The sequence below is a fragment of the Nocardiopsis lambiniae genome (assembly GCF_031845465.1).
Taxonomy (GTDB): Bacteria; Actinomycetota; Actinomycetes; order Streptosporangiales; family Streptosporangiaceae; genus Nocardiopsis; species Nocardiopsis lambiniae.
On the sequence record NZ_JAVREP010000022.1, the window covers coordinates 1 to 24,905 of the forward strand.

Below are 24,905 nucleotides of genomic sequence, written 5' to 3' on the forward strand. Positions count from 1 at the left end.
CCCCCCCCCCCCGGGGGGCGCCGCCGCCCACGTCTCCGGGGGAGGCGGATCCGGTCCCGGAGACGCCGATGGCGTCGCTCGGCGCGGAGAGCGACGCCATCGGGTGGTGCGGGGAGGGGCACCCCCAGGCGCGGTGAGGGCGCCCCGGTCGGTGTGGGCGGGCCCGGGGGCCCGGGGCGAACGGTGCCTAGCTCACCAGCGGCAGGGCCTCGGAACCGGGCAGGTCCATGAAGGTCGGGTGCGAGACCATGCCCTCGGGGGTCGCCGGGGCCTCGGCGGTGCCGCCGTCGATGGAGACCAGGTCGCTGGTGTCCAGGTCCTCCAGCAGCCCGGGGCCGCGGCTCAGCCCGGCGACCAGGTCCTCGACGGTGCTCATGTCGGGGCCCTCGGCGATGCTCGGCAGCGATGAGGTGTCGGCGACCTGCGGCAGCTTCCCGTCCACGGTGGGCAGCCCGGTGCCGACCTGCGGGAGTTCGGCGTCGGAGAGCGGGCCGTCCAGGCCGACCATGTCGGCCGAGCCCAGGTCGGAGGCCCCGGTCAGCAGCGCGTTGGTGAGATCGGACAACCCGGGCACGTCGGCCGCCCCCGGCGCGCTCTGGTGCTCCCGCAGGGACACGGCGGTGAGGTCCTCGTCCAGGTTGCGGTTGCCGATCATGCCCAGGACCTCCTCCTCTCCCAGGCTGACGTAGTTGTCGTCGGTGACCGGGTTGGACTCGACCACGTCCTGGATGGCCTTGGGGGTCTCCAGGCCGAAGGCGTGGGCGAAGTCCCACATGTTCGGGACCTCGGGCGTGCCCGCGCTCTGCGGGACGGTTCCGGCGGCGGTGGGCAGCGTCGGGGCGACGTCGAGGACCTCGGTCACGGCCAGGGCGTTCTCACTGGTCAACGCGGTGGGGTCGGACAGGTCGACGCCCTCGCCGAGGTCGGGCAGGCGGGAGGCGTCCAACTGTCCGGCGATCTCGGCGGGCCGGGGCAGCTCCGAGACCGAGGGGACGCCCACCTCGTCGCGCAGTTCCTGGACCGCGATCACCGTGTGCGGCAGGGTCTCCGCGGCGGCGTCCTCCACCATGCCGCCGGCGCTCTGGGCGGTGGTCTCGAACTCCGTGCCCGCGCCGGTCGCCCGCTTCTCCACGGCCGCGCCCAGGTCGTGGCCGACGGTGTCGTGCGGGTTCCCGTCCAGACCGGTCGCGTCCTGGGTGGAGGCGACGGCGTCGCCCAGCGCGCCGCCGGGGTGGGTCAGGTCGCCGAACGGGGTGACGATGTCCCGCTCACCGGCGGGCAGGACGGCGGACAGGTCGGGGGCGGGCTTGGCGGGGTCGTGAGAGGTCTCCTGGAGTTCGGTGAGCGCCGAGCCGGCCACCGGCCCCACACCCCCCGGGAACGCGGTGTTCATGGTCGGCGCGACGCCCTCCACGAGCGTCCGCTCGACGATGGGGGCGATCTCCGCGACGGGCGAGGCGAGGGCCTCGGCACCGGCGATCCCGGTACCGAGGGCGACGAATCCCGCGGTTCCGGCGGCGAGCAGAACGGTCCTGGCCGAGATGCGGTTGGCCTGCGTCATGGGGTTTCCTTCCGAAGGACTCTGTGGTTGCGGAGTGGATCCGGGCGGTCGCGCCTGGGCGCGGCCGACCGGGAGGCCGGAGTATCGGTGGACCACCGGCTGACATGAATCACGTGAGCGGGACCGCGATGGCGGTACGGGGCACGGGACTCAGGTCAGCTCCCAGAGCCGGACGAGGGCTGGGAACGGTCCGTCGAGGACCGTTCCTAGTCGGGGGAGACGGTGAGGTCGTCGGTGGCGCCGGCGGGCACGGGGTGCACGGCGTCGACGGCCGACAACGGCACGTCGGCGGGGGGCGCGGCGATGTGGGAACCGGTGAGGTAGCCGGCGACACCGGGGGCGGCGGCACCGGAGGGCGCCGAGGAGCCGGTGGTCGGCTTGGGCGCGGTCGGGTGATCCGGGTCGGCGGGCGCGGGGCGCTCGGTGTCGACGGTTCCGGCGCCGGCGACCGCGCCGACGGGGTGCCCCGTGTGGGAGGGGAGGTGGACCGCGAACACGCTCCCCGGTACGTCCACGGCGTCGGTCTCGCGCGCGGACCCCTCGTCGGGACGCTCGTCGCGTTCGACGACGGGTGCGGTCTCGACGGTGGCCGACCGCTCTGCGGCGGCGGGGGCGGCGGTGGGTGCGGTGAGCGGTTTGGTCGAGGCGACGTGGGCCACGAGGTTCTCCGCGCGGTCCCGGTCGACGACCTCCAGTTCCCCGACCACGCGCCTGGCGCCGTCGCGCACGCTCACGCCCACCTCGGTGACGGAGGGGTCGGACAGCACGCCGGTGGGTGCGCTCTCGGCCCGCTGCTCCAACCGCCGTTGCACGGTGCCGAGGGTGTCGGTGACGGGCGCGGTGACCTCGGCGACGCCCTCCAGGGAGGGCGGACCGTCGAGGCCGTCGGGCAGGTCGGTGTCCAGCACGGTGCCCTGGGTCAACCCGAGCGGCCCGGGGGCCGTCTCGGCCTGCGCGGGAGCCGCCCCCATCAGCCACAGGGCGGCCAGGGTCGCCCCGACGAACAAAGGCAACAGGAGCGGGAAGGGCGCGCGCACCACCGTGGCCGCGCGCGGGGCGCGTGCCGTGCGGTTGGTGCGGGACATGAGGGTGCCCTCCGGGACGTGCGGACCGAGGGGAACCGGGACGCACCCGGCTCGCGACTCGACGTTAGCACAACGTCACGGATTGTAGTTTCGGTTCGCCGAAAGCGGGGAAATCCGAGGTCAGTCGCAGGGCTCGGTGGTCGGTCGCTCCCGCGCCGACTCCCGATCCTCCCGGCGCCGCACCGACCGCGCCCGGGCGCCGCGCACCTGGTCGAAGGCGAACACGCTCAGGGCCAGCCACACCAGCGCGAACCCCGCCCACCGGGCGAGCGGCATCTCCTCGCCCTGGATCAGCCACCCGATGAAGAACATCATGGTCGGGGCGATGTACTGGAGCATCCCGATCACGCTCAAGGGCACCAGCCGCGCCGCGAGCCCGAACAGCAGCAGCGGCAACGCCGTGACGAAACCGCCGCCGACCAGCAGCGCCGTGTGCGCGGGGGATACCGACACCGCCGTTCCGACACCGGAGAACTCCAGGAACAGCACGTATCCCAGGGCGGGCAGAAACATCACCAGGGTCTCCACGGTGAGGCTCTGCATCCCGTCCAGGTCCACGTACTTCTTCACCGCGCCGTAGGCGGCGAACGACGAGCCCATGAGCAGGGCCAGCCACGGGGCGGCGCCGTAGCCGACCGTCATCACCACGACCGCGATCACGCCCAGCGCCACCGCGATCCACTGCGCCGTGCGCAGGCGCTCGGAGAACAGCACGACGCCCAGGCAGACCGACATCAAGGGGTTGATGAAGTACGCCAGGGACGCCTGGAGGGTCTGCGCGGTGGAGACCGAGTAGATGAACCCCCACCAGTTGACGGCGATGAGCACCGCGGCGGCGGCCACCGGCAACAGCCGACGAGGGCTGCGGATCACGCCGGGCAGCCACTTCCAGCCGCGGCGGGCGAGGAACAGGAAGACGCACATCGCCAGCAGGGACCACACCATGCGGTGGGCCAGGATCTCGGTGGGTTCGGCGGCGGAGAGGAAGGGCCAGTACAGGGCCGCGACGCCCCACAGGAGGAAGGCGGTCGCCCCGAGGGCGACGCCGCGATTGGAATCCGGCACGAATGCAATGGTAGGACGAATTGTCCGACCTGTCGCCCGTATTCCGGCCGTCGCACTCCGACGCTAGGGTCGTGCCTCATGGACTGGGAAGAGCGTGTGGGTCGGATCAGGCAGTGGCGGAAGGACGGCAAACGGGCCCCGCACAAGCCCCTCCTCCTGCTCTACGCGCTGGGCCACCACCAGCGTCACGGCGACGCCCCCATCCTCTACAGCGCGGCCGAGGAGCACCTCCGACTGCTGCTGGACGAGTTCGCTCCGCCGACCAGGAGCGGTACCACCCCCGCCTACCCCTTCCGCCGTCTGGCCAACGACGACGGGCTGTGGCTGCTCACCACCGACGACGGCGGCGATCCCGGGGACAACGCGGGCCGACTGCGCGGCTCCGGCGCCCGTGGGAACCTCACCCCCGAGTTCTCCCGCGCCCTGTCCGACGACCCGGGTCTGCGCACCCGTATCGCCCGAGCCCTGCTGGACGCGAACTTCCCGTCCTCCCTGCACGAGGAGATCCTCGCCCTGGCGGGCCTCGCCCTCACCGACGGCCGCCGGGTCGCGGCGCACGACCGCGATCCCCGCTTCCGCGAGGCCGTGCTGGACGCCTACGGTCACCGGTGCGCGTTCTGCGGCTACGAGGGACGGCTCGGCGGCGTTCCCGTCGGACTGGAGGCCGCCCATGTCCGCTGGTGGTCGCACGCCGGGCCCGACGAGGTCGACAACGGCCTCGCCCTGTGCTCCAACCACCACCTGCTCTTCGACCGCGGCGTCCTCGGTCTCACCGGGGAGCTGACCCTGGACGTCTCCCCGCGCTTCGAGGCCCGTTCCGCCGAGGCCGAGCGGATCGTCACCGACCTCGCGGGCCGCGACCTGCTCCTGCCCGCCACCGCCCCACCGGTCGCCGCCGGGCACGTCGACTGGCACCGACGTGAGGTCTTCAAGGACCCCGGCCTGGCCGCTTGACGCCCACTCCCGGCCGATGTCCCCGCCGATGTCCACGAGGATGCCCTGTCGTTCCTCGGCCCCGGTGTCCTGTCCGTCGGGGAGGGCGTGAGGGTCCCCGGATATGGACGCTCCTCCCGACACCCGCCCACCGAGTGGTCCTCTTGTCAGAGGATCCAATTTTCCGACTTTCCGAAAAATCCTTCTCCCTGCTGCATCGAGCGCCTAACCTGGAAGTGGTCCCCACCCAAGGAGCAGCCAGTGAGCGAGACGAAGGAGCAGCGTCGACGTGCGGTGATGCGTCGTAAGAACCAACTCACCTTGCCGCGTGAGGTCACGGAGGCGCTGCACATTCGGGAAGGCGATGAGGTCGAGTTCGCCATCGCCGAGGACGGGCAGGTCACGCTGCGCGGCATGACGGTGATTCCCACGGACCAGGCATGGTTCTGGGACCCGGAGTGGCAGCACGGTGAGCGGGAGGCCAGCGGGCAGATCGCCGAGGGCCGCACCGAAGAGTTCGACGACGCGGAATCGATGTTCGACGCTCTGGAACAGGAGCAGTGAACACGTGGCCACGTTCGCCGTCACCCCCCGCTTCCGGGCCGACTTCAAGAAGCTGACCCGGGAGCAGGCGGCCCGGTTCCGCAAGGTCGTCAGCGAGGAGTTCGCGCCGGATGCCGAGGCGGGTCGTTTCCGCCCCGGCCTCCGGGTGAAGGGCGTCCAGGGCGCTCCAGGGGTCTACGAGATGACCTGGGCGCCGGACGGGCGCGCCACCTGGGAGTACGGGGAGGAACGTCTTCCCGGCAAGGCACATGTGATCTGGCGCCGGGTGGGCACTCACGCGATCTTCGACCCCGGCCCGCCCTGAACCGGCCGCCTTCCCCGAGAGCGCCCCGCACGGGCCCCCTCGGGGAAGGCGGGACCTCGGGGAAAACGGCGCGCACGCCCCCGATGAACAGAGCACCCGGGATCTGCTGGTGGACTCGACGACCCCGAGCACCTGGAGTTCCCCCGGGACCACGACGCCTACGCCACCCGGGTGCGGTTCGAACGGCTCGCCGCCCGGCTGGGGGAGCGGTTCGGCCGCACCTGCGACGTCGACCGGTACGTCCAGGACGCGAGCATCCACCCACCTGGTGGCACCGCTTCTTCGACCACCTCCGACCCCGCCGGGGGCCGCCCCGGAGCGAGCGCGCCGTGATAGTGGCCGCTAGGCGGTGGGGGCGTCGTGGGCGGCGCGGTTGTCGAGGACTTCGCCCATGTGCGTCTCGGCCCAGCTCTTGAGGCCGCACACCTGGTGGTACAGCGACAGGCCGAGTTCGGTGAGCTCGTAGGAGACGGTGACGGGCACGGTGGCGGTCGCGGTGCGGGTGACGAGGCCGTCGCGCTCCAGCGAACGCAGCGTCTGGGTGAGCATCTTCTGGCTGACGCCCGCGAGTGTCCGGGCCAGTTCCGAGAAGCGCATCGCCTGCGGCTCACCGGTGTGGTCACCGGTCCGGTCACCGGCGCGGTCACCGGCGTGCCCGGCCTCCCCGCCGCCGAGCGCGCACAGGATCAGGGTGACCCATTTGTCGGAGATCCGGTCGAGCAGCTTCCTGCTGGGGCACACGTCCAGGAACGCGTCGTACTCGATCTTCGCCTGGGCCTTCTTCTGGGCCGCGGTCGTCGTTCCCATCGCCTGCTCCTGTCACCTGAGGGTCACCAGGGCACTCTGAAGTGCCTACTTCCTGTCAGGAAGTTGCATCTCCATTATGAAGAAGGGCTCCATCAGGAACCACTACCCGAACCGACACGAAAGACAGGGGCATGAGCGCGTACCCTCCTCCGCTTCCCGGCGGCACCTGGACCATGGGCGATCTGACCGTCACTCGCTTCGGCTACGGCGCGATGCAGCTCGCGGGCCCATGGGTCATGGGGCCGCCCGCCGACCACGACGGAGCCATCGCCGTCCTGCGCGAGGCCGTCGATCTCGGGATCACCCACATCGACACCAGCGACGCCTACGGGCCGCACATCACCAACCGGCTGATCCGCGAAGCGCTGCACCCCTACCCGGAGGGCCTGCACGTGGTGACGAAGGTCGGTGCGCGGCGGGACGCGCAGGGCGGGTGGCCCACGGCGCGCCGTCCCGAGCAACTGCGTCACCAGGTCGAGGAGAACCTGGAGTCCCTCGGGCGCGAGACGCTGGACCTGGTGAACCTCCGCCTCGGCGACGCCCAGGGGCCGCAGGCGGGGTCGATCGCCGAGGCGTTCGAGACGCTGGTCGACCTCCAGAAGCAGGGCGTCGTCCGCCACCTCGGCGTGAGCAACGCGACCGCCGAGCAGGTCACCGAAGCCCAGGGCATCGCGCCGATCGTGTGCGTGCAGAACATGTACAACCTCGCCCACCGAGGCGACGACGAACTGATCGACCGGCTCGCCGCCGAAGGTGTCGCCTACGTGCCGTTCTTCCCGCTCGGCGGGTTCAGCCCGTTGCAGTCGTCGGTGCTCTCCGCCGTCGCCGCCCGACTGGGCGCGGCGCCCATGTCGGTCGCTCTGGCGTGGCTGCTGCACAGGTCCCCGAACATCCTGCTGATCCCAGGAACCTCATCGGTCGCGCACCTGCGCGAGAACGTCGTCGGGGCCGGGCTCCCGCTGTCCGACGAGGACCTCGCCGCGTTGGAGGGGATCGGCCGCGGGTGACGTCACCCGCGGGGGTCCGTCCCCGTGTGCGCGGGGGCGACTGTGGCATGTGGGTGCCGGGATACGCGAGAAGGACGGCCGAACCAGCGGGGTGGAGTCCACCGGCGGCGGACCCCACCCCGCTGGATGCGGGTCACGGGTGAGGGCGGGGTTCGGCGGGCCGGACGGTGTCGTGCTGACGCAGGCGGGACTCCAACTGGTCCGGGGTGGGCTCGACGTGGGTGCGCCACGGCGCGGCCGGGTCGCGGTGGACCGCGACCCAGAGCGAGCCGGTCCAGGCGATGCGATGGGTGCTGCCCCAAACGGTGCGCAGGCGTTCCAGGACGGTTGCCGGGGGTTGCCAGGTCCAGCCGTTGAGGTCCTCGTGGTCGTCCGGGTGGTCGGCGTCGAGAACGCAGGTGCGCCGGGAGCCGTTGCGGTTGAGTGCGGCCTGGCCGCACAGCGGGGGGATCACCCCGCACCCCCGGCTCGGGGGTGCGGCCGGCAGGTGTAGGCGACCGGGTGGGCCTCCACAGCGGCGTCGAGGAGGTCGAGGGCCTCGACCGGGTCACCGGTGGTGCGGACGTGCTCGACCGCCGCGCACACCGCGGCGATGCGGTGCCCGAGCAGGGCGCTTCGGGTGGCTTCGCCGTCCGGGGTGGCGGCCGGGGGAAGGGTCAGGGCGTCGCCGATGGCGTCGAACAGGTCCGTGATGCTGATGTCGCCGACGAGCACCTACCTCACCCCCTGGGCGAGGTAGGTGCGGATCGCGAGGGCGAGTGGTGCCAGGTCCCCGGCCGGGTGGGAGACGTAGGCGCGCACACGCGAGGCGCAGCGCCGGATCCGGGGCCGCCGCCCGGGCCGCCGGTCGTGGGCAGGGGCAGGAGGAGCCGTGGCGATGGCGAACGATCGTTCGCCATCGGCCGGAGCGTTGACCGTGGTCGGGTGGGTGTAGCCCGCCAGGGTCAGGCGGATGCCGGGCTCGGGTCGGTGGTGGAGGCCGCGCCCCGGGAGCAAGCGCAGGAGTTCACCGCCGACGAGGGGCCGGGTCCAGTCCGCGAGGTCGGCCCGGAGGGGGATCACACACCCGGAGCCTCGCCCTCCCGGCGAGGTTCGGGGCACGGGTCGCGCGGGCGAGAACTCCGGGGACAGCAGGTCGCCACCCCCTCCCGCGTGGTTGAGACCGAAGGCCGCCGCGCCCGTGCGCGCCGCGAGCCGCCGCACGGTCGCCAGTTCGGTCGGCCGCAGGTGGCGTACCCCCGCCCTCCCCCTCAGCACCGTTGACGTGTCCGCATCCGCCCCCGGAGGGGCGTGCTTCCCGGCGATACACTGCATCCGTCTCACCTCGATGAATATCTGTTCAGGTAGGGGTGCGCGCCCCGGGGTCGAAACCAACGGCCGCCGGGGCTTTTCACTTATGGGTGTTTTGCGAAACTCACCCAAGTTGGCACGTTTGTTCATTCCTTGGGCTGTCCAACTCGGCGCAGGTATATGGTCTCGGGTGGCCTGCGGCGACTCAACGATTTTCTGAATGTCGATTGAAATCTGAGGGGTTCTGTACACAGATGTAGAACTGTCTTGTAAAGATTGACTCATGACTGAAAAAATCATGCCCGCATGGGTCAACTTCGGCCGCGAACTGCGCAGGATGCGCGAACAGCGCGGGCTCACGCTCGACAGCTTGGCGACGGCAACTGGATACGGCGCGTCCACCATCAGTAAATACGAGCGCGCCTATCGAGCCCCGAAGCGGCCGTTCCTGGTCGAAGCCGAAGGGATCTTGGGCGGCAACGGAGATCTCCTTCGGCGGTGGGAGGACGCGAAGAAGACCGAGAGCGACCCGGACTGGCACCGCAAGGTGGTCAAGACCGAGGAGCAGGCATCCGACATCAAGATATGGAGTCCCTTAATCATTCCGGGGCTCCTCCAGACAGAGGGGTACGCCCGATGCATCTTCCGGGATGGGCGTCCTCACGACACGGATGAGGAGGTGGAGAAACTGGTGGAGTTGCGCACTCGCCGCCTGGAGATGCTCCGGACGATGCACAACCCGCGGCTGCTCGCCATCATCGCCGAGCCCGTCATCCGGGCCCGGGTCGGAGCGGTCGACGTGATGCGAGAGCAGTTGCGGCACCTGCTGGAGCTCTCCGCCTCCAGGGATATGCGAATCTTGGTCCTACCAGCGGATGCTCCGTATCATGGCGGACACTCCGGGCCGTTCCGCGTGCTGACCTCCCTCCAGAACACGCCCTTGGTCGAGGTGGAACACGCCTCGGGCAGTGAACTGCTCAGCGACGACCGAGCTGTGACAAGGCTGCAAGCCGTGTTCGGAGACCTACAGATCTGGGCGCTGCCCCCTGCGGCGTCCCACGCCCTCATATCAGAAGCCCTAGGAGAACTACGGTGAACGAGCGCACCTGGCACACGTCCAGCTACAGCGGAGCCCAGGGCGACTGTGTTGAGGTCTCAGAAGGCCTGATCATCGCTGTGCGCGACACACGGAACCGCGAACTCGGGCACCTCGGGTTCACCGCCTCCGAGTGGACCGCCCTCCTCGGCGCGCTCGACTCGAAGTGATCACCGGGAAGCCGTCCCGCCGCGGAAAGTGCGGCGGGGCGGCTTCGTGTTCGGGTGTCCGGATGGCGCCGGAAAGCCAACAGCGTTGACAAGCCGTGCGTGTGCGGTGACGGAAACGACATAAATCGGCTGATGAGGCTACAGATCCATAGAGGACCGCGTATGCGTGGAACCTCGAACCGCGTTCCGGAGTCTGTTCGGAGGCACGTTCCCCGCACACTCAAGGAGTCCGCGATGCGGCAGATCAGAACCGACCGAATCATCACCGGAGCCGTTCTGGGAGCCCTCCCCCTCTTCCTCGCCACCGGCTGCTCGTTCAGCATCGGCGGCCCCGGCTCCGTGGACGCCGAGCAGGTCGCCGAACGGTCGAGCGCGATCCTCGCCGAGCAGGTCGGCCAGACCCCCGACGACTTCACCTGCGCCGACGACCTCCCCGCCGAGGTGGGTGCCGAGATCCGCTGCGAGCTCACCAGCGGCGGCGACACCCTCGGCGTGACCGTCACGGTGACCTCGGTCGACGGTAACGACGTCCAGTGGGACATCAAGGTCGACGACGCACCGGCCGACACCGGCGCCGCCGATGACACCCCCACCGATGACACCGCCGCCGGGGACGACTCCGCGGCTCAGGGCGGCAACAGCGGCACCGCCAGCGACGGCATCGTTCCCGCCGATCAGGTCGTCCAGCGGTCGACCGCCGCGCTGGAGGCGGCCGGACACACCCTTGAGAACTTCGCCTGTTCCCAGGGTCTGCGCGCGGAGGTGGGCAACGAGATCCGCTGCAACTTCCACGCCGACAACACGATCTACGGTGCGACCATCACGGTGACCTCGGTCGACGGCGACAATGTCCAGTGGGACATCAAGGTCGACGACGAGCCCTTGTAAGTCCGGACGCTTCCCCCAGCGACGCGTCTTCGCCCCACCCCCGCATGGGAACGGCCCCCGGCGGACGGGCCGGGGGCCGTGGGGTCGACCCCCGGGAGTAGAGGGTCGACCGTGAAGGCCGACCCCCGGGAGTAAGGGGTCGGCCATGGTCCGTCAGGACACGGGCTCGCGCTCCGTGCCGTCCGTCTGCGCGGTCTTCGCCGCCGCGCGGCGGCGAAGACCCGCGATCACCGGGACGAGGGCGGCCACCACCACCAGGGCGTACAGGCCGATCGAGATCCCGCTGCCCACGAGGATCGCCGGATCCCCCGAGGACGCCGCCAGCGCCCGCCGGAACTCCGTCTCGGCGATCGGTCCCAGCACCACGCCGATCAGCGCCGGCGCCACCGGAACCCCGAACGACCGCATCACCAGCCCCAGCAGTGCCACCGCCAGCAGAATCACCAGGTGCGCCACCGAGGCGTTGATCGCGTACACCGCCAGCACCGAGAACAACGCGATGCCCCCGTACAGGTAGGGCTTGGGCAGCTTCAGCAGCTTCGCCCACAGAGGCGCGAACGGCAGGTTGATCACCAGCAGCAGCACACTGCCGATCAGCAGCGACGCCAGCAGCGTCCACACCAGTTCCGCGTTGCGCTCGAACAGCACCGGCCCCGGCTGGAGACCGTACTGCTGGAACGCCGCCAGCATGATCGCGGCCGTCGCCGACGTCGGCAGCCCCAGCCCCAGCAGCGGCACCAACGTGCCCGCCGCGCTGGAGTTGTTCGCCGCCTCCGGCCCGGCCACGCCCTCGATGGCGCCTCGACCGAACTCGTTCTCCGCCGGGTCGCCCGTGCGCCGCGCCCGCCGAGCGGCGAGCTTGCGCTCCAGGCCCAGCGACACGAACGTCGGGATCTCCGCACCGCTGCCCGGGATCGGCCCGAACGTGCTGCCCAGCGCCGTACCGCGCAGCCACGGACCCCAGGACCGCTTCCATTCCCGGCGGCTCAACCACGGCCGCCCGGTGCGGATCGCCGCGAAGTCCGGCGCGGACTTCCCGCGCGCCACCACGTACAGCACCTCGCCCAGGGCCAGCAGCCCCACGGTCACGATGACGACGTTGATCCCGTCGAGCATCACCGACGACCCGAAGTCGAACCGTGGCGCACCGCTCTGTCCGTCGATGCCGACCACGCCGATCGCCAGGCCGATGAGCAGCGACGTCACACCGCGCAGCACCGACCCCGACACCACGGCGGCCACCGCCACGAACGAGAACACGGTCAGCGCGAAGTACTCGCCCGGCCCGAAGTTCAGCGCGAACGCCACCATCACCGGCGAGAAGAACGCCACGATCAGCGTTCCGACGATGCTCGCGAAGAACGAACCGATCACCGCGGTGCCGAGTGCCTGCGCCGCCCGACCCGCCAGCGCCATCTTGTGGCCCTCGTAGGTCGTCGCGATCGACGACGCCTGCCCCGGGGTGTTGAGCAGGATCGACGTCGTCGCCCCACCGAACATCCCGCCGTAGTACACGCCCGCGAACAGGATGAACGCGCTCGTCGGGTCCAGCCGGAACGTCACCGGCAGCAGCAGCGCCACCGCCATCGCCGAGCCCAGACCCGGCAGCACCCCCACCGCGGTGCCCAGCACCACGCCCAGGAACGCCCACATCAGGTTGCCCGGGGTCAGGGCCGCGACCAGCCCGTCCCCGAGACCGACCAGAGTCTCCATCACAGTCCCCACCCCAGGATCCCGGCCGGCAGGCTCAGCCCGAGGCCGAGCGAGAAGCCCACCTGGACGGCCGCCGACACCGACAGCGCCACCACGGCGTCACGCACGTACGCGCGCGCCCCGAACGCGAAGGCCACCGCCCAGAACAACAGCGCCCCGGACAACAGCCAGCCCAGGAACTCCAACAGCACGATGTGCGCCACCAGCCCGGCCAGCACGATCAGGACGGGCCGCGTCTCGAACCACGCGAGGGTGTTGGAGACCCCCGTCGTCCGCCCGCGCAGGCCGGTCACCACCAGGGACACCGCCGCCACCAGCAGCAGCGCACCGATGACCCCGGGGACGAAACCCGGTCCGGGTTTCGTCGCGTTGGTCGGTGCCTCGATGGTGAACGCGCCCCACAGCATGACCAGGCCGACGGCCGCGGCCAGCGCGGGTACCGCCCATCGGGCGGGACCGCTCCACGGCGCCGTCTCCGGATCGGGCGTCGCCGTCTCGGCCGCCGCCCGCGCGGCGGCGGCCTCCGCCGTCTCCGCGGTCGTCTCCCCGGGCTCCGTCACCACCGGAGCCCCCTTCTCGGTCTCGTTCACGGTCACAGCCCCAGCTCCTCGACGGTCTCCTGCGTGAGGGCGACCTCCTCCTCCAGGAACGCGGTGAACTCCGCGCGGTCCTGGTAGGTGTCCGTCCACCGGTTGCGCTCCAGGGTGTCGGCCCATGACGGGCTCCCCCTCAGCTCCTCCACCAACGCGACCAGCTCGTCGGCCTGCTCGTCGCTCAATCCGGGCGGCGCGATGACCCCGCGCCAGTTCGACATCTCCACGTCGTAGCCCTGCTCGACGATCGTCGGCACGTCCACCCCGTCCAACCGTTCGGGGGAGGACACCGCGATGACCCGCAGCGGGCCGCCGTCGGCCGCCTGGTCGGCGAAATCGCCCAGGGTGCCGAACCCGACCGCCGACGTGCCCGACAGCAGCGAGGTCAGCACCTCACCGCCGCCCGAGTAGGGCAGGTAGTTGATCTCCCCGGGGACCAGCCCCATGGACTGGGCGACCCGGGCCGCGAAGATCTGGTCCACACCGCCCATCGATCCGCCCGCCACCGGCAACGTCTCCGCCTGCGCGGTCCAGTCCTCGGCGAGGTCGTCCAGGGTCTCGTGGGGGGAGTCGGCGGGCACGACCACGGCCAGGTACTCCGAGGCCAGCTGCGCGATCGGGGTGACGTCGTCCATCGTGTACGGCGACCCGGTGGTCTCCACCGCGCCCACCATGCCCAGCCCGGTCATGGACAGCACGTTGTCCTGGCCCTCACGGTTGGCGATCTGGGCCAGCCCGATCGTGCCGCCCGCACCCTCGGCGTTGCGCACCTCGACGTTGAAGCGCAGGTCCTCCTCGCGCAGCCCGTTCTGCATCTCCCGGGCCAGGGTGTCCCACCCGCCGCCGGGGGCCGCCGGTGCGATGAGCAGGATCTTCTCCTGCTCCCCGGTCCCCGACGCCGCGCTCTGGCGCACGTCGAACAGTGCCGTTCCCACCAGCAGGAGGGCACAGAGCCCACCCGCGACACGGAGCGGCACGCCGCGTTCGCGCATCGCTGTCTCCTTCCGACCTCGTCTCGCCCCCTCGCCTTGCGGGAACGAGGAGAGCCGGGTCACAGTGTGACCCGGCGCACGCCCGTGTAAGGGTGTTGTTAAAACTGGCGTCATATTGGTCGTATTGTTCGTGTCACGCTCCTGAACGCGGTGCCCACCTGGGCGTTCGCCGATCCGAACGTCGCCGCGCCCACCTCGGAACCGCACCGATCCCCTCTCGGAAGGCACCGGCATGACCGCGCGCACGCTGCCACGGCCGCCGCGCACCCCTGCCCCGCGCACCCGGCCCCGCCTCACCCTGACCGGCTCGCTCTTCGTCGGCTACGTGCTCCTGCTCGCCGCCGCGCTGGTCGCCGTCGGCTCCCTGTGGGTGGTCCAGCTCGACCGCCACACCGACCGCCAGTACGAGGAACGCGTCCTCAGCGTGGCCCGGACCGTCGCCGTCATGCCGGAGGTCGTCGCGGGGGTCCAAGGCCCCGAACCGACCGCCGCCCTCGACCCGATGGCCGACCGGATCGCCTCCGCCACCGGGGTCGAGTACCTGGTGATCGCCGCGCCCGACGGCACCCGCTACACCCACCCCGACAAGGACCTCATAGGGGAGATCGTGTCCACCCCGCCCGGACCGGCCGCCGAGGGCGAGGAGTGGACCGGGGTGGAGACCGGCACCCAGGGGCGCACCGTCCGGGCCAAGGTCCCCGTGTTCGCCCGCGGCGGTTCGGTCAACGGCGGCGATGCCCGGGGCGAGGTCGTCGCCTACGTCTCCCTGGGCATCCTCACCTCCGACGCCGCCACCGAGGCGCGCGCCGCGGTCCCCGCAGTCCTGGGCACGGTCGCCGTGGTCCTGGGTCTGGGCATCGGCGGGGCCTGGGCGCTCTCCCGCCAGGTCAGGACCAAGACGCACGGTCTGGAACCCGCCGACATCACCGCGCTCCTGGAAAGCCGCGAGGCCCTCCTCCACGCCGTCCGCGAAGGCGTGCTCGCCGTCGACACCGAAGGCCGCCTCCTCCTGGTCAACCCGCCGGCCCGCGCCATGCTCGGGCTTCCCGAGGACGCCGAGGGGCGTACCCTTGACGAACTCGGCGTCTCCGAGCGGATCCGCGACATCGTCTCCGGGGACGACCCGGGTCGGGACCTCCTCCTGCTGTCCGGCGACCGCGTCCTGGTCGCCAACCGCAGGACGGTCCGGATCCGGGGTGAGGACACCGGCGCGGTCGTCACCTTCCGGGACCGCACCGAACTCGACCGGCTCACCGGTGAACTCGACGGCGCCCGCACCGTCACCCGGGGGCTACGGGCACAGACCCACGAGTTCGCGAACCGGATGCACACCCTGGCCGGCCTGCTCGACCTGGGCGCCCATGAGGAGGCCCGCTCCTATCTGGCGGACCTGTCGGCGGCGCACACCCGCACCACCGCGGGGATCGCCGAGCACGTGACCGATGCGGCGGTGGCCGCCCTGACCATCGCCAAGTCGGCGCAGGCCGCCGAGATCGGCGTGGACCTGCGGATCTCCCCGATGACGGACGTTCCCGCCCTCGACAGGGGATTGCGCACGGACGCCCTGCTGGTCCTGGGCAACCTGGTGGACAACGCGCTGGACGCCGTCGCGGGCGCCGGCCGGGGATGGGTGGAACTGATGGTGCGCCTGCATCGGGCCGGTGAGGACGGTCCGCCTCGCGACCTGCTGGAGATCCGGGTGACCGACTCCGGGCACGGGGTGGCCGACGGGACCGCCGAGGAGATCTTCCGCCTCGGGTTCACCACCAAGGCGTCCCGCGACGGCGGGGGACGCGGACTCGGTCTGGCCCTGGTCAAGCAGGTGTGCGAGGGGCGAGGGGGCAGCGTGGACATGGAGGCGCCCGATCGCGAGGAGGGCGCGGTGTTCACCGCCTACCTCCCCGCGACCGGCACGGTGGAGGAGAACCGATGATCCGTGTGCTGGTCGTCGACGACGACGTTCGAGTGGCCCGTAACCACCGGGAACTGGTGGAGTCGCTGCCCGGCTTCACGGTGGTGGGTGTGGCGCACACGGCCGCGGCCGGGCTCGCCCAGATCCGGGGGCACCGCCCCGACCTGGTCCTGCTCGACCTGCACCTGCCCGACGCCTCGGGGATCTCGGTGATGCGCACGCTGCGCGCCGCCACCGCCGACGAGGCACGCCGCACCGACTTCCTGATGATCACGGCCGTGCGCGACATCGCCCAGGTCCGCGACGCCCTGCACGGGGGAGCGGTGCACTACCTGCTCAAACCGTTCCCGCTGAGCGCCCTGCGCGACCAGTTGGAGCGCTACGCGGTGGCCCGCCGCCAGATGGACACCGAGGGGGAGACGACCCAGCAGGACGTGGACCGGCTGTTCGGACTGTTGCGCCCGCCGGGCGGCCGATCACTGCCCAAGGGACTGACCGCCGCCACCGTCGACCTCGTCGCGGGGGTGCTGCGCGCCGCCGACGGCGACCTGTCCGCCTCCGACGTGGCCGAACGCTCCGGTGTGTCCCGGGTGACCGCCCGTCGCTACCTGGAACACCTGTGCGCGGACGGCCGCGCCGAACTGCGCATGCGCTACGGCTCGGCCGGCCGCCCCGAACACCGCTACCGCTGGGTGGCATAGGGCCTGTTCTTCGGGTTCTCCTCCGCACCCTGGAGGTGCGAGGCCGCCCACGGGGTTCTGGAGGTCGGCGCAGTGGCCGAAGGTTCGCGTTCTTCGGGTGCTCTCGCGCGGACCGAAGCGGAGCGGAGGTCCGCAGGAACACGGCCGGGCCGCTCTCCTCAGACGTGCCGGTGAGCGTGGGAACCCGTCGCCGCGGCGGCGGCGCGCACCGCGCTCGCCACCGCGACCTCGCCGAGCAGGCCCGGCGCGGCCACCGAGTCCCCCACCAGGTACACACCGTCGCCCCGGTCGATCGCCGGCCGGTCCCGCCACGTGGTCCCCGGCAGGTCGAGCGCCCCCGTCCGCCCCTTGGCCACCTGGTCGCGGCGCCACGTCACCCGCTCCCGCCACTCCGGCAACGACGCGTCGAGCAACCGCTCCAGCCGCTCGGTCACCCGCGCCCGCGACTCGCCCGGCCGCACCGGGATCTGCGCCTGCACCAGCTCCTCGCCCGCCGGGGCGAGCGTCCGGTCCACCCGCGTGTACCGCTCCACGAACCCGCACTCGTCGGCGTCGAACACCGCGAACGGGTCCCGCCGCCCCCGGCGCAGCCCCAGGTCCACCAACAGCGCGTGCCCGCTCTCCCAGGCCGGCGAGTCGTCACCGAGCAGAGACCGGGCCGACGCCAGGGAGGTCGCCACGATGACCAGCCGGTCCGTCGGCAGGGAGTCCACCCGTGCCCCCGTCTCGATCCGCACCCCCATCTCCCGTGCCCGCGTCGCCAGCCGCTCGACCAGCGCCGTCCACCCGCCGACGATGTACAGCGCCGAGGGCCGCCCGGGCGACCACACCCGCTGGAACCTCTCCCACACGAACTCCGCCGACAACCGCGACGGGTCGTGGTCGAACAGCGCCACCCCCATGTGGTTCGCGGCCACCCGCGCGGTCCTCTCACCCAGGCGCTCCCGCGCCCAGGACCCGAAGTCGCGATCGTGCGGGGCGCGCAGCCCCCGGCGTGCGACCGCCCGCAACAGCGCCGGGGGCGGTGTCGACCGCATCCGGCCTCCCGCACGCACCCGGACCTCGAAGAGCGCCGACCACGGGAACCGGTGGTGGGGCGGTATCAGGTCCCGTTCGCCCAGCCACCGGGCGGCCGAACCGTCCCCGTACAGCACGTGCGGCCCCTCGTTGGCCAGGTACGGCGGATCGCACGTCCGGGCCCGGCCGCCCAGGGTGGAGTGCGCCTCCAGCAGGGTCACGGCGGCGCCGGCCTCGGCGCCGGCGATGGCGGCGGTCAGTCCGGCGAGGCCTCCGCCCACAACGGTGATGTCCATGCCTTTCAAGACGGGTCGGGCACCCGCAGGTGTGACATCTTGTCCGGGTTGGCGATCACGTACACGGTCCGGACCCGGTCGCCGTCCACGTCCAGGATCATGGTGCTGATCACCCGCCCCGAGACGATGACCAGCGCCGCCGGGGCCCCGTTGACCTCGGTGACCTCCAGTCGCGGCTCACCGGGGGCCACCCCGATCGACGCCAGGAAACGCTCCAGGTTGCTCGGCAGCGACAGGAGGAACCGGCCGACCTTCGTCCGGCCGACCAGCACCCGCAGCGGCGCCTTGGCCTTGCCGCCGCCGTCCCCGACCAGGGTGGCGTCGTCGGCGAGCAACCCGGTCAGCCCCTCCATGTCGCCCTCCGCGCAGGCCTGGAGGAAGCGTTCGGTGATGCGCCGCCGCGCCGCCCGGTCCGCCTCGAACCTGGGTCGGCGTTCGCGCACGTGGTCGCGGGCCCGCCGGGACAGCTGCCGGGTGGCGGCCTCGCCGCGCCCGATGATCTCGGCGATCTCCGCGTACGGCAGCTGGAAGGCCTCGCGCAGCACGAACACCGCCCGCTCCAGCGGACTGAGCGTTTCCAGCACCACGAGGAGCGCGAACTCGACCGTGTCGGCGAGCTCGGCCCGCTCCGAGGCGTCGGGCAGGTCGCTCACCGGTTCGGGCAGCCACTCGCCCACGTACGACTCCCGGCGGGCACGGGCGCTGCGCAACCGGTCGATGGCCAGGCGGGAGACGATGGTGACGAGGTAGGCGCGCGGGTTCTCGACCTCTTCCCGGTCGGCGGCCGACCAGCGCGGCCACGCCTCCTGGACCACGTCCTCCGCGTCGGAGGCCGTGCCCAGGATCCGGTAGGCGACCCCGGTCAGGAGGGAACGGTGGGCTTCGAAGACACCGGCGGCGTCGGCGGCGTCGGAGGTATCGGTGGTCATGAAGAGAAGACGTACCACGCACCCCGGAACGTGACACCCGTTCGCGGGATGATTCCGTGGGCCCGACCCCTGTCCCCTGCGACGGAACGAGGAACGAACGGATGTACCGACTGCGGCCCTGGGGGCCGAGGGACGCCGGACGACTGCTGTCGGCCTTCGCCGAACCCGAACTGGCGTGGCAGTCCCCGGAGGTGCCCGCCACCACCGATGAGGCGCTGGAGTGGATCGACCGGCAACGGGCCGCGGCCGAGGGGGGCTCCTCGTTCGGGTTCGCGGTCACGGCCGGGGAGGACGTCGCCCTCGGGCACGTGCAGGTCTCGGTGACCAGCCGCGCCCACGGCCTGGGCTGGGTGTCGTACTGGACGCACGCCGACGCCCGGGGGCGCGGGGTCGCCACGGCGGCCGTGCCGCTGGCCGCGGAGCGCGTCTTCGCCGAGACCGACCTGTTCCGGCTGGAACTCGGGCACCGGTTGAACAACCCGGCCTCGTGCCTGGTGGCGTTGCGCTCCGGGTTCCGGCCCGAGGGGATCGAACGGCGGAAGCTGCGCTACGGGGACGAACGGTTCGACACCGGGACCCACGCGCGGCTGCGCACCGACCCGGCCACGCGCCTTTCGGTCGCGGTCTGCGGCGCCTGAGAACGCGAGGGCGGGGCGCGATCATCGATCGCGCCCCGCCCCCGCGCTACCGGACGTGACTACTTCACGATGGCGATGCCGGAGGTGGAGTTGCTGGAGATGACGTTGCAGCCGTCCATGTTCACCAGGGAGAAGGTGATGATGTCGGCGCAGATCGGCACGGTGACGTTCTGGATGTTGGCGTTGTTGTCGGCCGCGGCGGTGCCGGTCATCGCGCCCAGGGCGAGGCCGGTGGCGAGGACGAGGCCGGAGACGGTGGCGAAGCGCTTCATGGTGAAGATCCTTTTCGGTTGGCGTTGCGATGGTCGTTGTCGATGGGACGGTGGCGTCCCGAGGTGCCCGGTGCGAGGGCGATCCGAACGATCTAGTCGTCGATGGCGATGCCGGAGGTGGAGTCCCAGCTGACGACGTTGCAGCCGTCGGAGCTGATGCCCGCGGCCTGGAGAACGTCCACGCACACCGGGATGGTGATGTTCTGGACCTTGGCGTTGTTGTCGGCCGCGGCGGTGCCGGTCATCGCGCCGAAGGCGAGGCCGGTGGCGAGGACGAGGCCGGAGATCTTGGCGATGCGGGTCATCGTGGATACCTTTCGGAAGCTCATAACGGGGTGGCTGTAGCCGCCGGAAATAACTTAGCGTAGTCATCAGCGTGCTCGGAGTACTTCAAGGGAAGAATCCAGAGTTTCTTCGAGCTTTTCTCGGGTTCCTTTCGGACATGCACGACATGTCGGAGCCCACGGTCCGCACCGCGTTACAGAACCGAGAGGTCGCCGCGCACACGAAGGGGCCCGCGCGGTGTTCCTCCACCGCGCGGGCCCCTTCGGACACCCCTCATCGAGGGGCCGTGATCACCAGCCCTGCTGCTGACCGTAACCCGGGTACTGCTGCCCATAACCGGGCTGCTGGCCGTATCCCGGCTGCTGACCGTAACCGGGGTACTGCTGCTGGTCGTAACCCGGGTACTGCTGTTGCTGGCCGTATCCCGGCTGCTGGCCGTAGCCCGCGTACGGGTCCGGCTGCTGGGCACCGGTCGGCTGCGGGTAGGCCTGCTGCTGACCCGACGGCTCCGGCTGGTGCTGGGCCTCGTGCCTGTCCACCGCGTCCTTCTTGGCGTCGGGGTCGGGGCGGAAGATGAACATACGGGTCGGCTTGTCCTTCTCGCCGTCCTCACCCGGGGTGATCAGCTCCAGCCGCCAGCCGGCCTCCTCGATCCCCTCCAGGATGCGCGTCAGGCCCGGGCGCAGCTTGCTGGAGGGCTCGTCGTAGGCGTTGATCTCCAGCTGGATGATGAACATCCGGCGCTTCTGCTGAGCCGCGACCTTGGCGTGCTCGACGACCGTGCTGTCCCTCACGACCTGTGTGACGCTCATGAATAACCGTGCCCATCTGCTCTGTTCGGAGCCGTCAGTACCCGTCGGGTCGCTACCCGGTCATCCGCGTCCAACCTTGGCGGGACTCCGCCGGGTTCCGTCACCATGATGCCTCCTATGGGTGCATCTGGCCACAGAATGCCCGAAGCGACCGCTCTGAGCGGCCACGATCGTGTTCCTCAGACGGCGGCGGCGCGGACGGCCTCGACGACGGGCGTCTCACCGTTCACGAGGTTGAGAACCCTTCCGACCGTCCCCGGTTCGTCCAGGAGCGCCACGATCACGGCGGCCACGTCGTCCCGGGTCACCGAGTCGCGCTCCACCTTCTCCCCGAGCGACACCTCCCCGGTCCCGGGTTCGTCGGTGAGGCGGCCCGGCCGCAGGATCGTCCAGTCCAGCTCCACCGAACGTTCACGCAGGTCGGCGTCGGCGGCGCGCTTGGCCTCGACGTAGGCGGCCCACACCTCGTCGCTGTCGGCGGGCAGCGGGTTGTCCACCCCGATCGCGGAGACCTGGATCAACCGGCGCACCCCCGCCAGAGAGGCGGCGTCGGCGGTCAGCACGGACGCCTTGCGGTCGACCGTGTCCTTGCGGGTGGCCCCGCTGCCCGGCCCGGCGCCGGCCGCGAACACGACGGCGTCGGCGTTCATGACCTTCTCCGCCAACTCGGTGACGGTGGCCTGCTCCAAGTCGATGACCACGGGCTCGGCGCCCGCGTCGACGACGTCCTGAGAGTGGTCGGGATTGCGGATGAGGGCGACGGGCTCGTCCCCGCGCGCGGCCAGCAGCCCGGCCAGCCGCAGCGCGATCTTCCCGTGTCCCCCGGCGATGACGATACGCATACCGGCACCCTAACCGTTCCGTTCGGATGTCCGGGGGTGGCCCGCGGACCCGCGCCCGACGACGACGGGCCTCCCGGACGGCGGAGGGCGGACGCCCGGCCCGGGCCCGCCCTCCGCCCGTCCCCGGCGCGGAGGGCGGGCCCGACCGCGCTACCCGACCGTCCAGACGTCCCCGCCCGCGAGCAGGGCCGACAACTCCCCGTCGCCGCGTTCGGCACGCGCGTCCGCCACCTGCTCGTTGACCAGATCGTCGTAGGTGGGTCGGCGCACCTCACGGAACACCCCGATCGGCACGTGCTCGAACGCCGGCCGGTCCAGCCGGGACAGCGCGAACGCGTACCCCGGGTCCTCCCGGTGCGCGTCATGGCGGATCAACCGCTCCTCACCGACCGACGCGACGTCCACCACCTCCAACCCGCCGTACTCCCCGGCGACCACGCCCCGGCCGTCGCCCAGGCGCAACGGCTCACCGTGCTCCAACCGCAGCAGCCGGGTGTCCTTGGCCGCGGGGTCCTTGAGCGGTTCGAACGCGTCGTCGTTGAAGATGGGGCAGTTCTGGTACACCTCCACGAACGACGCTCCCGGGTGTTCGGCGGCGGCCCGCAGCACCGACGTCAAGTGTTTGCGGTCGGAGTCGACCGACCGCGCCACGAACGTCGCCTCCGCGCCCAACGCCAACGACACCGGGTTGAACGGGTGGTCCAGCGATCCCACCGGCGACGACTTGGTGATCTTGCCCGCCTCGGACGTCGGCGAGTACTGCCCCTTCGTCAACCCGTAGATCCGGTTGTTGAACAGCAGCACGTTGACGTTGACGTTGCGGCGCAGCGCGTGGATCAGGTGGTTGCCGCCGATCGACAACCCGTCACCGTCACCGGTGATCACCCACACCGACAGGTCCGGGCGACTCGTGGCCAGACCGGTGGCGATCGCCGGGGCCCGCCCGTGGATCGAGTGAACCCCGTACGTGCTCAGGTAATAGGGGAACCGGGAGGAGCAGCCGATCCCCGAGACGATGACGATGTTCTCGCGCGGCACGCCCAACTCGGGCAGGAACGCCTGGAAGGCGGCCAGGATCGCGTAGTCACCGCAGCCCGGGCACCAGCGCACCTCCTGGTCGGACTTGAAGTCCTTCATCTTGTAGGAGATGTCGCTCTTGGGCACCAGACGCAGCCCCGCGAAGCCGGTGTCGTGCGTGTGCTCAGTCACGATCGATGACCTCCTGAAGCGCTCCCGCCAGCTCCTCCGCCTTGAACGGCAGGCCGCGGACCTTGTTGTAACCGATGACGTCGACCAGGAACCGGCCGCGCAACAGCAGGGCCAGCTGGCCCAGGTTGATCTCCGGGACCACCACCCGGTCGTAGGCGCGCAGCACCTCGCCCAGGTTCGCCGGGAACGGGTTGAGGTGGCGCAGATGCGCCTGCGCGACCCGACGGCCGGTACGGCGCACCCGCCGCGCCGCGGCGGTGATCGAGCCGTAGGTGCCGCCCCAGCCCAGGACCAGCACCTCGGCCTCCCCGCTCGGATCGTCGACCTCCAGGTCCGGGACGTCCACGGCGTCGATCTTGGCCTGGCGGGTGCGGACCATCAGGTCGTGGTTGGTGGGGGTGTAGGAGATGTCACCGGTCTCGGCGTGCTTCTCGATGCCGCCGATCCGGTGCTCCAGCCCGGCCGTGCCCGGCACCGCCCACGGCCGGGCCAGGGTCTCGGCGTCGCGCAGGTACGGCAGGAAGTCCCCGTCGGGCCCGTTGGGGGCGGTCGCGAACCCGGGCTCGATGACCGGAAGCTCCGAGACCTCGGGCAACCGCCACGGCTCCGACCCGTTGGCGAGATACCCGTCGGAGAGCATCACCACCGGGGTCCGGTACGTCACGGCGATCCGCACCGCCTCCAACGCCACCGCGAAGCAGTCGGCGGGGGAGGCCGGCGCCACCACCGGCAGCGGGGACTCGCCGTTGCGCCCGAACAGAGCCATGAGCAGGTCGGTCTGCTCGGTCTTGGTGGGCATGCCGGTGCTGGGCCCGGCCCGCTGGACGTCGACGATGACCAGCGGCAGCTCGGTCATCACCGCCAGACCCACGGTCTCCTGCTTGAGCACCATCCCCGGGCCGGAGGTGGTGGTCACGCCCAACGCCCCGCCGAACGCCGCCCCCAGGGCGGCGCCCACACCGGCGATCTCGTCCTCCGCCTGGAACGTGCGCACCCCGAACTCCTTGTGCCGGGACAGCTCGTGGAGGATGTCGGAGGCCGGGGTGATCGGGTACGAGCCAAGGAACAGGGGCAGCCCCGAACGCCGGGAACCGGCGATGAGCCCGTAGGCGGTGGCCAGGTTCCCGGTGATGTTGCGGTAGGTGCCCGCGGGCAGTCGGGCCGGTTTGATCTCGTAGGAGACCGCGAAGTCCTCGGTGGTCTCACCGAAGTTCCAGCCCGTCTGGAAGGCGGTCAGGTTGGCCGCCAGGATGTTCGGCTTGGTGGCGAACTTCGACTTCAGGAACGCCGCGGTGCCCTCCGTCGGCCGGTTGTACATCCACGACAGCAGGCCGAGCGCGAACATGTTCTTGGCCCGCTCGGCGTCCTTCTTGGAGATGTCCAGACCGGCCAGGGCCTCCACGGTCATGGAGGTCAACGGCACCGCGCTCACCTTGAACCCGTCCAGGGTCCCGTCGGTGAGCGGGTCCGCCGCGAAGCCCACCTTGGCCAGGGCGCGCTTGGTGAACTCGTCGGTGTTGACGATCACCGTGGCCCCGCGGGGCAGGTCGCCCAGGTTGGCCTTGAGCGCGGCGGGGTTCATCGCCACCAGGACGTCGGGCGCGTCGCCCGGGGTCATGATGTCGTGGTCGGCGAAGTGCAACTGGAAACTGGAGACACCGGGAAGGGTCCCGGCGGGCGCGCGGATCTCCGCGGGGAAGTTCGGCAGGGTCGACAGGTCGTTGCCGAACGTCGCGGTCTCCTGGGTGAAGCGATCACCGGTCAGTTGCATCCCGTCGCCGGAGTCACCGGCGAAACGGATGACGACGCGGTCGAGCTGTTCGATCTGTTTGGACACTGAGATCGACGACCTCCTCGGCCGCCGGTCGTTGTGGCGGCGGCGCTCGTGAGTGTCAGCCCTCCGGTCGGGGCGCACCGCTGCGGG

General features: G+C 71.2%; 29 protein-coding genes. 11 read left to right on the top strand and 18 right to left on the bottom strand.

From position 1 onward, the window contains the following. Positions 1-187: 187 nt before the first annotated feature. The 3 genes from RM479_RS23210 to rarD form a co-directional block, all read right to left on the bottom strand. Positions 188-1,561, bottom strand: a complete 1,374-nt coding sequence (locus tag RM479_RS23210; RefSeq protein WP_311513861.1) for a hypothetical protein — start codon at positions 1,559-1,561, stop codon at positions 188-190. Positions 1,562-1,767: 206 nt separating this feature from the next. Next, positions 1,768-2,646: a hypothetical protein gene (locus RM479_RS23215; RefSeq protein ID WP_311513862.1), complete on the bottom strand. Its 879-nt coding sequence runs from the start codon at positions 2,644-2,646 to the stop codon at positions 1,768-1,770. Positions 2,647-2,766: 120 nt separating this feature from the next. Continuing rightward, positions 2,767-3,711, bottom strand: coding sequence for an EamA family transporter RarD (gene rarD / locus RM479_RS23220; RefSeq protein WP_311513863.1), 945 nt, complete (start codon positions 3,709-3,711; stop codon positions 2,767-2,769). A gap of 78 nt (positions 3,712-3,789) precedes the next feature. Between rarD and RM479_RS23225 the strand changes: the two genes are divergently transcribed. The 4 genes from RM479_RS23225 (at position 3,790) to RM479_RS23240 (ending at position 5,845) form a co-directional block, all read left to right on the top strand. Continuing rightward, on the top strand, positions 3,790-4,665 hold the full coding sequence (locus tag RM479_RS23225) for a phosphorothioated DNA-binding restriction endonuclease (protein WP_311513864.1): 876 nt from the start codon (positions 3,790-3,792) through the stop codon (positions 4,663-4,665). Positions 4,666-4,905: 240 nt separating this feature from the next. Continuing rightward, complete coding sequence (locus RM479_RS23230) at positions 4,906-5,208, top strand: AbrB/MazE/SpoVT family DNA-binding domain-containing protein (RefSeq protein ID WP_311513865.1); 303 nt, start codon at positions 4,906-4,908, stop codon at positions 5,206-5,208. A 4-nt stretch (positions 5,209-5,212) separates the two neighbouring features. Continuing rightward, the gene (locus RM479_RS23235; RefSeq protein WP_311513866.1) at positions 5,213-5,512 is read left to right on the top strand and encodes a hypothetical protein; all 300 of its coding nucleotides are present in this window, start codon (positions 5,213-5,215) and stop codon (positions 5,510-5,512) included. 171 nt (positions 5,513-5,683) lie between these two features. Next, positions 5,684-5,845, top strand: coding sequence for a hypothetical protein (locus tag RM479_RS23240; RefSeq protein WP_311513867.1), 162 nt, complete (start codon positions 5,684-5,686; stop codon positions 5,843-5,845). 9 nt (positions 5,846-5,854) lie between these two features. On the opposite strand, the gene RM479_RS23245 is transcribed toward RM479_RS23240, so the two are convergent. Then, positions 5,855-6,319 (bottom strand): winged helix-turn-helix transcriptional regulator, encoded by a 465-nt coding sequence (locus RM479_RS23245; protein WP_311513868.1) that lies wholly within the window; start codon positions 6,317-6,319, stop codon positions 5,855-5,857. Positions 6,320-6,450: 131 nt separating this feature from the next. Between RM479_RS23245 and RM479_RS23250 the strand changes: the two genes are divergently transcribed. After that, positions 6,451-7,326 (top strand): aldo/keto reductase family oxidoreductase, encoded by an 876-nt coding sequence (locus RM479_RS23250; RefSeq protein WP_311513869.1) that lies wholly within the window; start codon positions 6,451-6,453, stop codon positions 7,324-7,326. Between the two features lie 133 nt (positions 7,327-7,459). Here the strand turns inward: RM479_RS23250 and RM479_RS23255 are convergent, their stop codons facing one another. The 3 genes from RM479_RS23255 to RM479_RS23265 are packed head-to-tail and all read right to left on the bottom strand — an operon-like array spanning position 7,460 to position 8,388. Next, positions 7,460-7,780, bottom strand: a complete 321-nt coding sequence (locus RM479_RS23255) for a hypothetical protein (RefSeq protein ID WP_311513870.1) — start codon at positions 7,778-7,780, stop codon at positions 7,460-7,462. Then, positions 7,777-8,040, bottom strand: a complete 264-nt coding sequence (locus tag RM479_RS23260) for a hypothetical protein (protein WP_311513871.1) — start codon at positions 8,038-8,040, stop codon at positions 7,777-7,779. Before RM479_RS23260 ends, RM479_RS23255 begins: the two co-directional genes overlap by 4 nt. Continuing rightward, positions 8,041-8,388, bottom strand: coding sequence for a hypothetical protein (locus RM479_RS23265; protein ID WP_311513872.1), 348 nt, complete (start codon positions 8,386-8,388; stop codon positions 8,041-8,043). Between the two features lie 511 nt (positions 8,389-8,899). Here RM479_RS23265 and RM479_RS23270 point away from each other — a divergent pair. From RM479_RS23270 to RM479_RS23280, 3 genes are all read left to right on the top strand, one after another. Beyond that, a complete protein-coding gene (locus tag RM479_RS23270; RefSeq protein WP_311513873.1) occupies positions 8,900-9,712 on the top strand; it encodes a helix-turn-helix domain-containing protein in 813 nt (270 codons plus the stop codon). Beyond that, a complete protein-coding gene (locus RM479_RS23275) occupies positions 9,709-9,882 on the top strand; it encodes a DUF397 domain-containing protein (RefSeq protein ID WP_311513874.1) in 174 nt (57 codons plus the stop codon). Before RM479_RS23270 ends, RM479_RS23275 begins: the two co-directional genes overlap by 4 nt. A 234-nt stretch (positions 9,883-10,116) precedes the next feature. Then, complete coding sequence (locus RM479_RS23280) at positions 10,117-10,770, top strand: DUF4333 domain-containing protein (protein ID WP_311513875.1); 654 nt, start codon at positions 10,117-10,119, stop codon at positions 10,768-10,770. Between the two features lie 153 nt (positions 10,771-10,923). Here the strand turns inward: RM479_RS23280 and RM479_RS23285 are convergent, their stop codons facing one another. Genes RM479_RS23285 through RM479_RS23295 form a run of 3 tightly spaced genes read right to left on the bottom strand, consistent with a single transcriptional unit; the run spans position 10,924 to position 14,068 of the window. Next, positions 10,924-12,483, bottom strand: coding sequence for a tripartite tricarboxylate transporter permease (locus tag RM479_RS23285; protein ID WP_311513876.1), 1,560 nt, complete (start codon positions 12,481-12,483; stop codon positions 10,924-10,926). Continuing rightward, the gene (locus RM479_RS23290) at positions 12,483-13,079 is read right to left on the bottom strand and encodes a tripartite tricarboxylate transporter TctB family protein (protein WP_311513877.1); all 597 of its coding nucleotides are present in this window, start codon (positions 13,077-13,079) and stop codon (positions 12,483-12,485) included. Before RM479_RS23290 ends, RM479_RS23285 begins: the two co-directional genes overlap by 1 nt. Further along, positions 13,076-14,068 (bottom strand): Bug family tripartite tricarboxylate transporter substrate binding protein, encoded by a 993-nt coding sequence (locus RM479_RS23295; RefSeq protein ID WP_311513878.1) that lies wholly within the window; start codon positions 14,066-14,068, stop codon positions 13,076-13,078. The genes RM479_RS23290 and RM479_RS23295 overlap by 4 nt, the downstream gene beginning before the upstream one ends. Positions 14,069-14,300: 232 nt before the next feature. Here RM479_RS23295 and RM479_RS23300 point away from each other — a divergent pair, with 232 nt between their 5' ends. Beyond that, positions 14,301-16,001: a sensor histidine kinase gene (locus RM479_RS23300; RefSeq protein ID WP_311513879.1), complete on the top strand. Its 1,701-nt coding sequence runs from the start codon at positions 14,301-14,303 to the stop codon at positions 15,999-16,001. Next, positions 15,998-16,681, top strand: a complete 684-nt coding sequence (locus tag RM479_RS23305; RefSeq protein WP_311513880.1) for a response regulator — start codon at positions 15,998-16,000, stop codon at positions 16,679-16,681. The genes RM479_RS23300 and RM479_RS23305 overlap by 4 nt, the downstream gene beginning before the upstream one ends. A gap of 158 nt (positions 16,682-16,839) precedes the next feature. Here RM479_RS23305 and RM479_RS23310 read toward each other — a convergent pair whose 3' ends face one another. Both RM479_RS23310 and RM479_RS23315 read right to left on the bottom strand, forming a co-directional pair. Further along, positions 16,840-17,994, bottom strand: a complete 1,155-nt coding sequence (locus tag RM479_RS23310) for an FAD-dependent oxidoreductase (RefSeq protein ID WP_311513881.1) — start codon at positions 17,992-17,994, stop codon at positions 16,840-16,842. A gap of 5 nt (positions 17,995-17,999) precedes the next feature. Next, positions 18,000-18,923 (bottom strand): RNA polymerase sigma-70 factor, encoded by a 924-nt coding sequence (locus RM479_RS23315; protein ID WP_311513882.1) that lies wholly within the window; start codon positions 18,921-18,923, stop codon positions 18,000-18,002. Positions 18,924-19,024: 101 nt separating this feature from the next. Here RM479_RS23315 and RM479_RS23320 point away from each other — a divergent pair, with 101 nt between their 5' ends. After that, positions 19,025-19,561, top strand: coding sequence for a GNAT family N-acetyltransferase (locus tag RM479_RS23320; protein WP_311513883.1), 537 nt, complete (start codon positions 19,025-19,027; stop codon positions 19,559-19,561). 59 nt (positions 19,562-19,620) lie between these two features. Here RM479_RS23320 and RM479_RS23325 read toward each other — a convergent pair whose 3' ends face one another. From RM479_RS23325 to RM479_RS23350, 6 genes are all read right to left on the bottom strand, one after another. Then, positions 19,621-19,833, bottom strand: coding sequence for a hypothetical protein (locus tag RM479_RS23325; protein ID WP_274810009.1), 213 nt, complete (start codon positions 19,831-19,833; stop codon positions 19,621-19,623). A gap of 92 nt (positions 19,834-19,925) precedes the next feature. After that, positions 19,926-20,138: a hypothetical protein gene (locus RM479_RS23330; RefSeq protein ID WP_274810008.1), complete on the bottom strand. Its 213-nt coding sequence runs from the start codon at positions 20,136-20,138 to the stop codon at positions 19,926-19,928. 270 nt (positions 20,139-20,408) lie between these two features. Beyond that, a complete protein-coding gene (locus RM479_RS23335) occupies positions 20,409-20,930 on the bottom strand; it encodes a hypothetical protein (RefSeq protein ID WP_311513884.1) in 522 nt (173 codons plus the stop codon). 179 nt (positions 20,931-21,109) lie between these two features. Continuing rightward, a complete protein-coding gene (locus tag RM479_RS23340) occupies positions 21,110-21,772 on the bottom strand; it encodes an NAD(P)H-binding protein (RefSeq protein WP_274810006.1) in 663 nt (220 codons plus the stop codon). Positions 21,773-21,922: 150 nt separating this feature from the next. After that, on the bottom strand, positions 21,923-22,909 hold the full coding sequence (locus RM479_RS23345) for a 2-oxoacid:ferredoxin oxidoreductase subunit beta (RefSeq protein WP_311513915.1): 987 nt from the start codon (positions 22,907-22,909) through the stop codon (positions 21,923-21,925). 64 nt (positions 22,910-22,973) lie between these two features. Beyond that, positions 22,974-24,818 (bottom strand): 2-oxoacid:acceptor oxidoreductase subunit alpha, encoded by a 1,845-nt coding sequence (locus RM479_RS23350; protein WP_311513885.1) that lies wholly within the window; start codon positions 24,816-24,818, stop codon positions 22,974-22,976. Positions 24,819-24,905 lie beyond the last annotated feature (87 nt).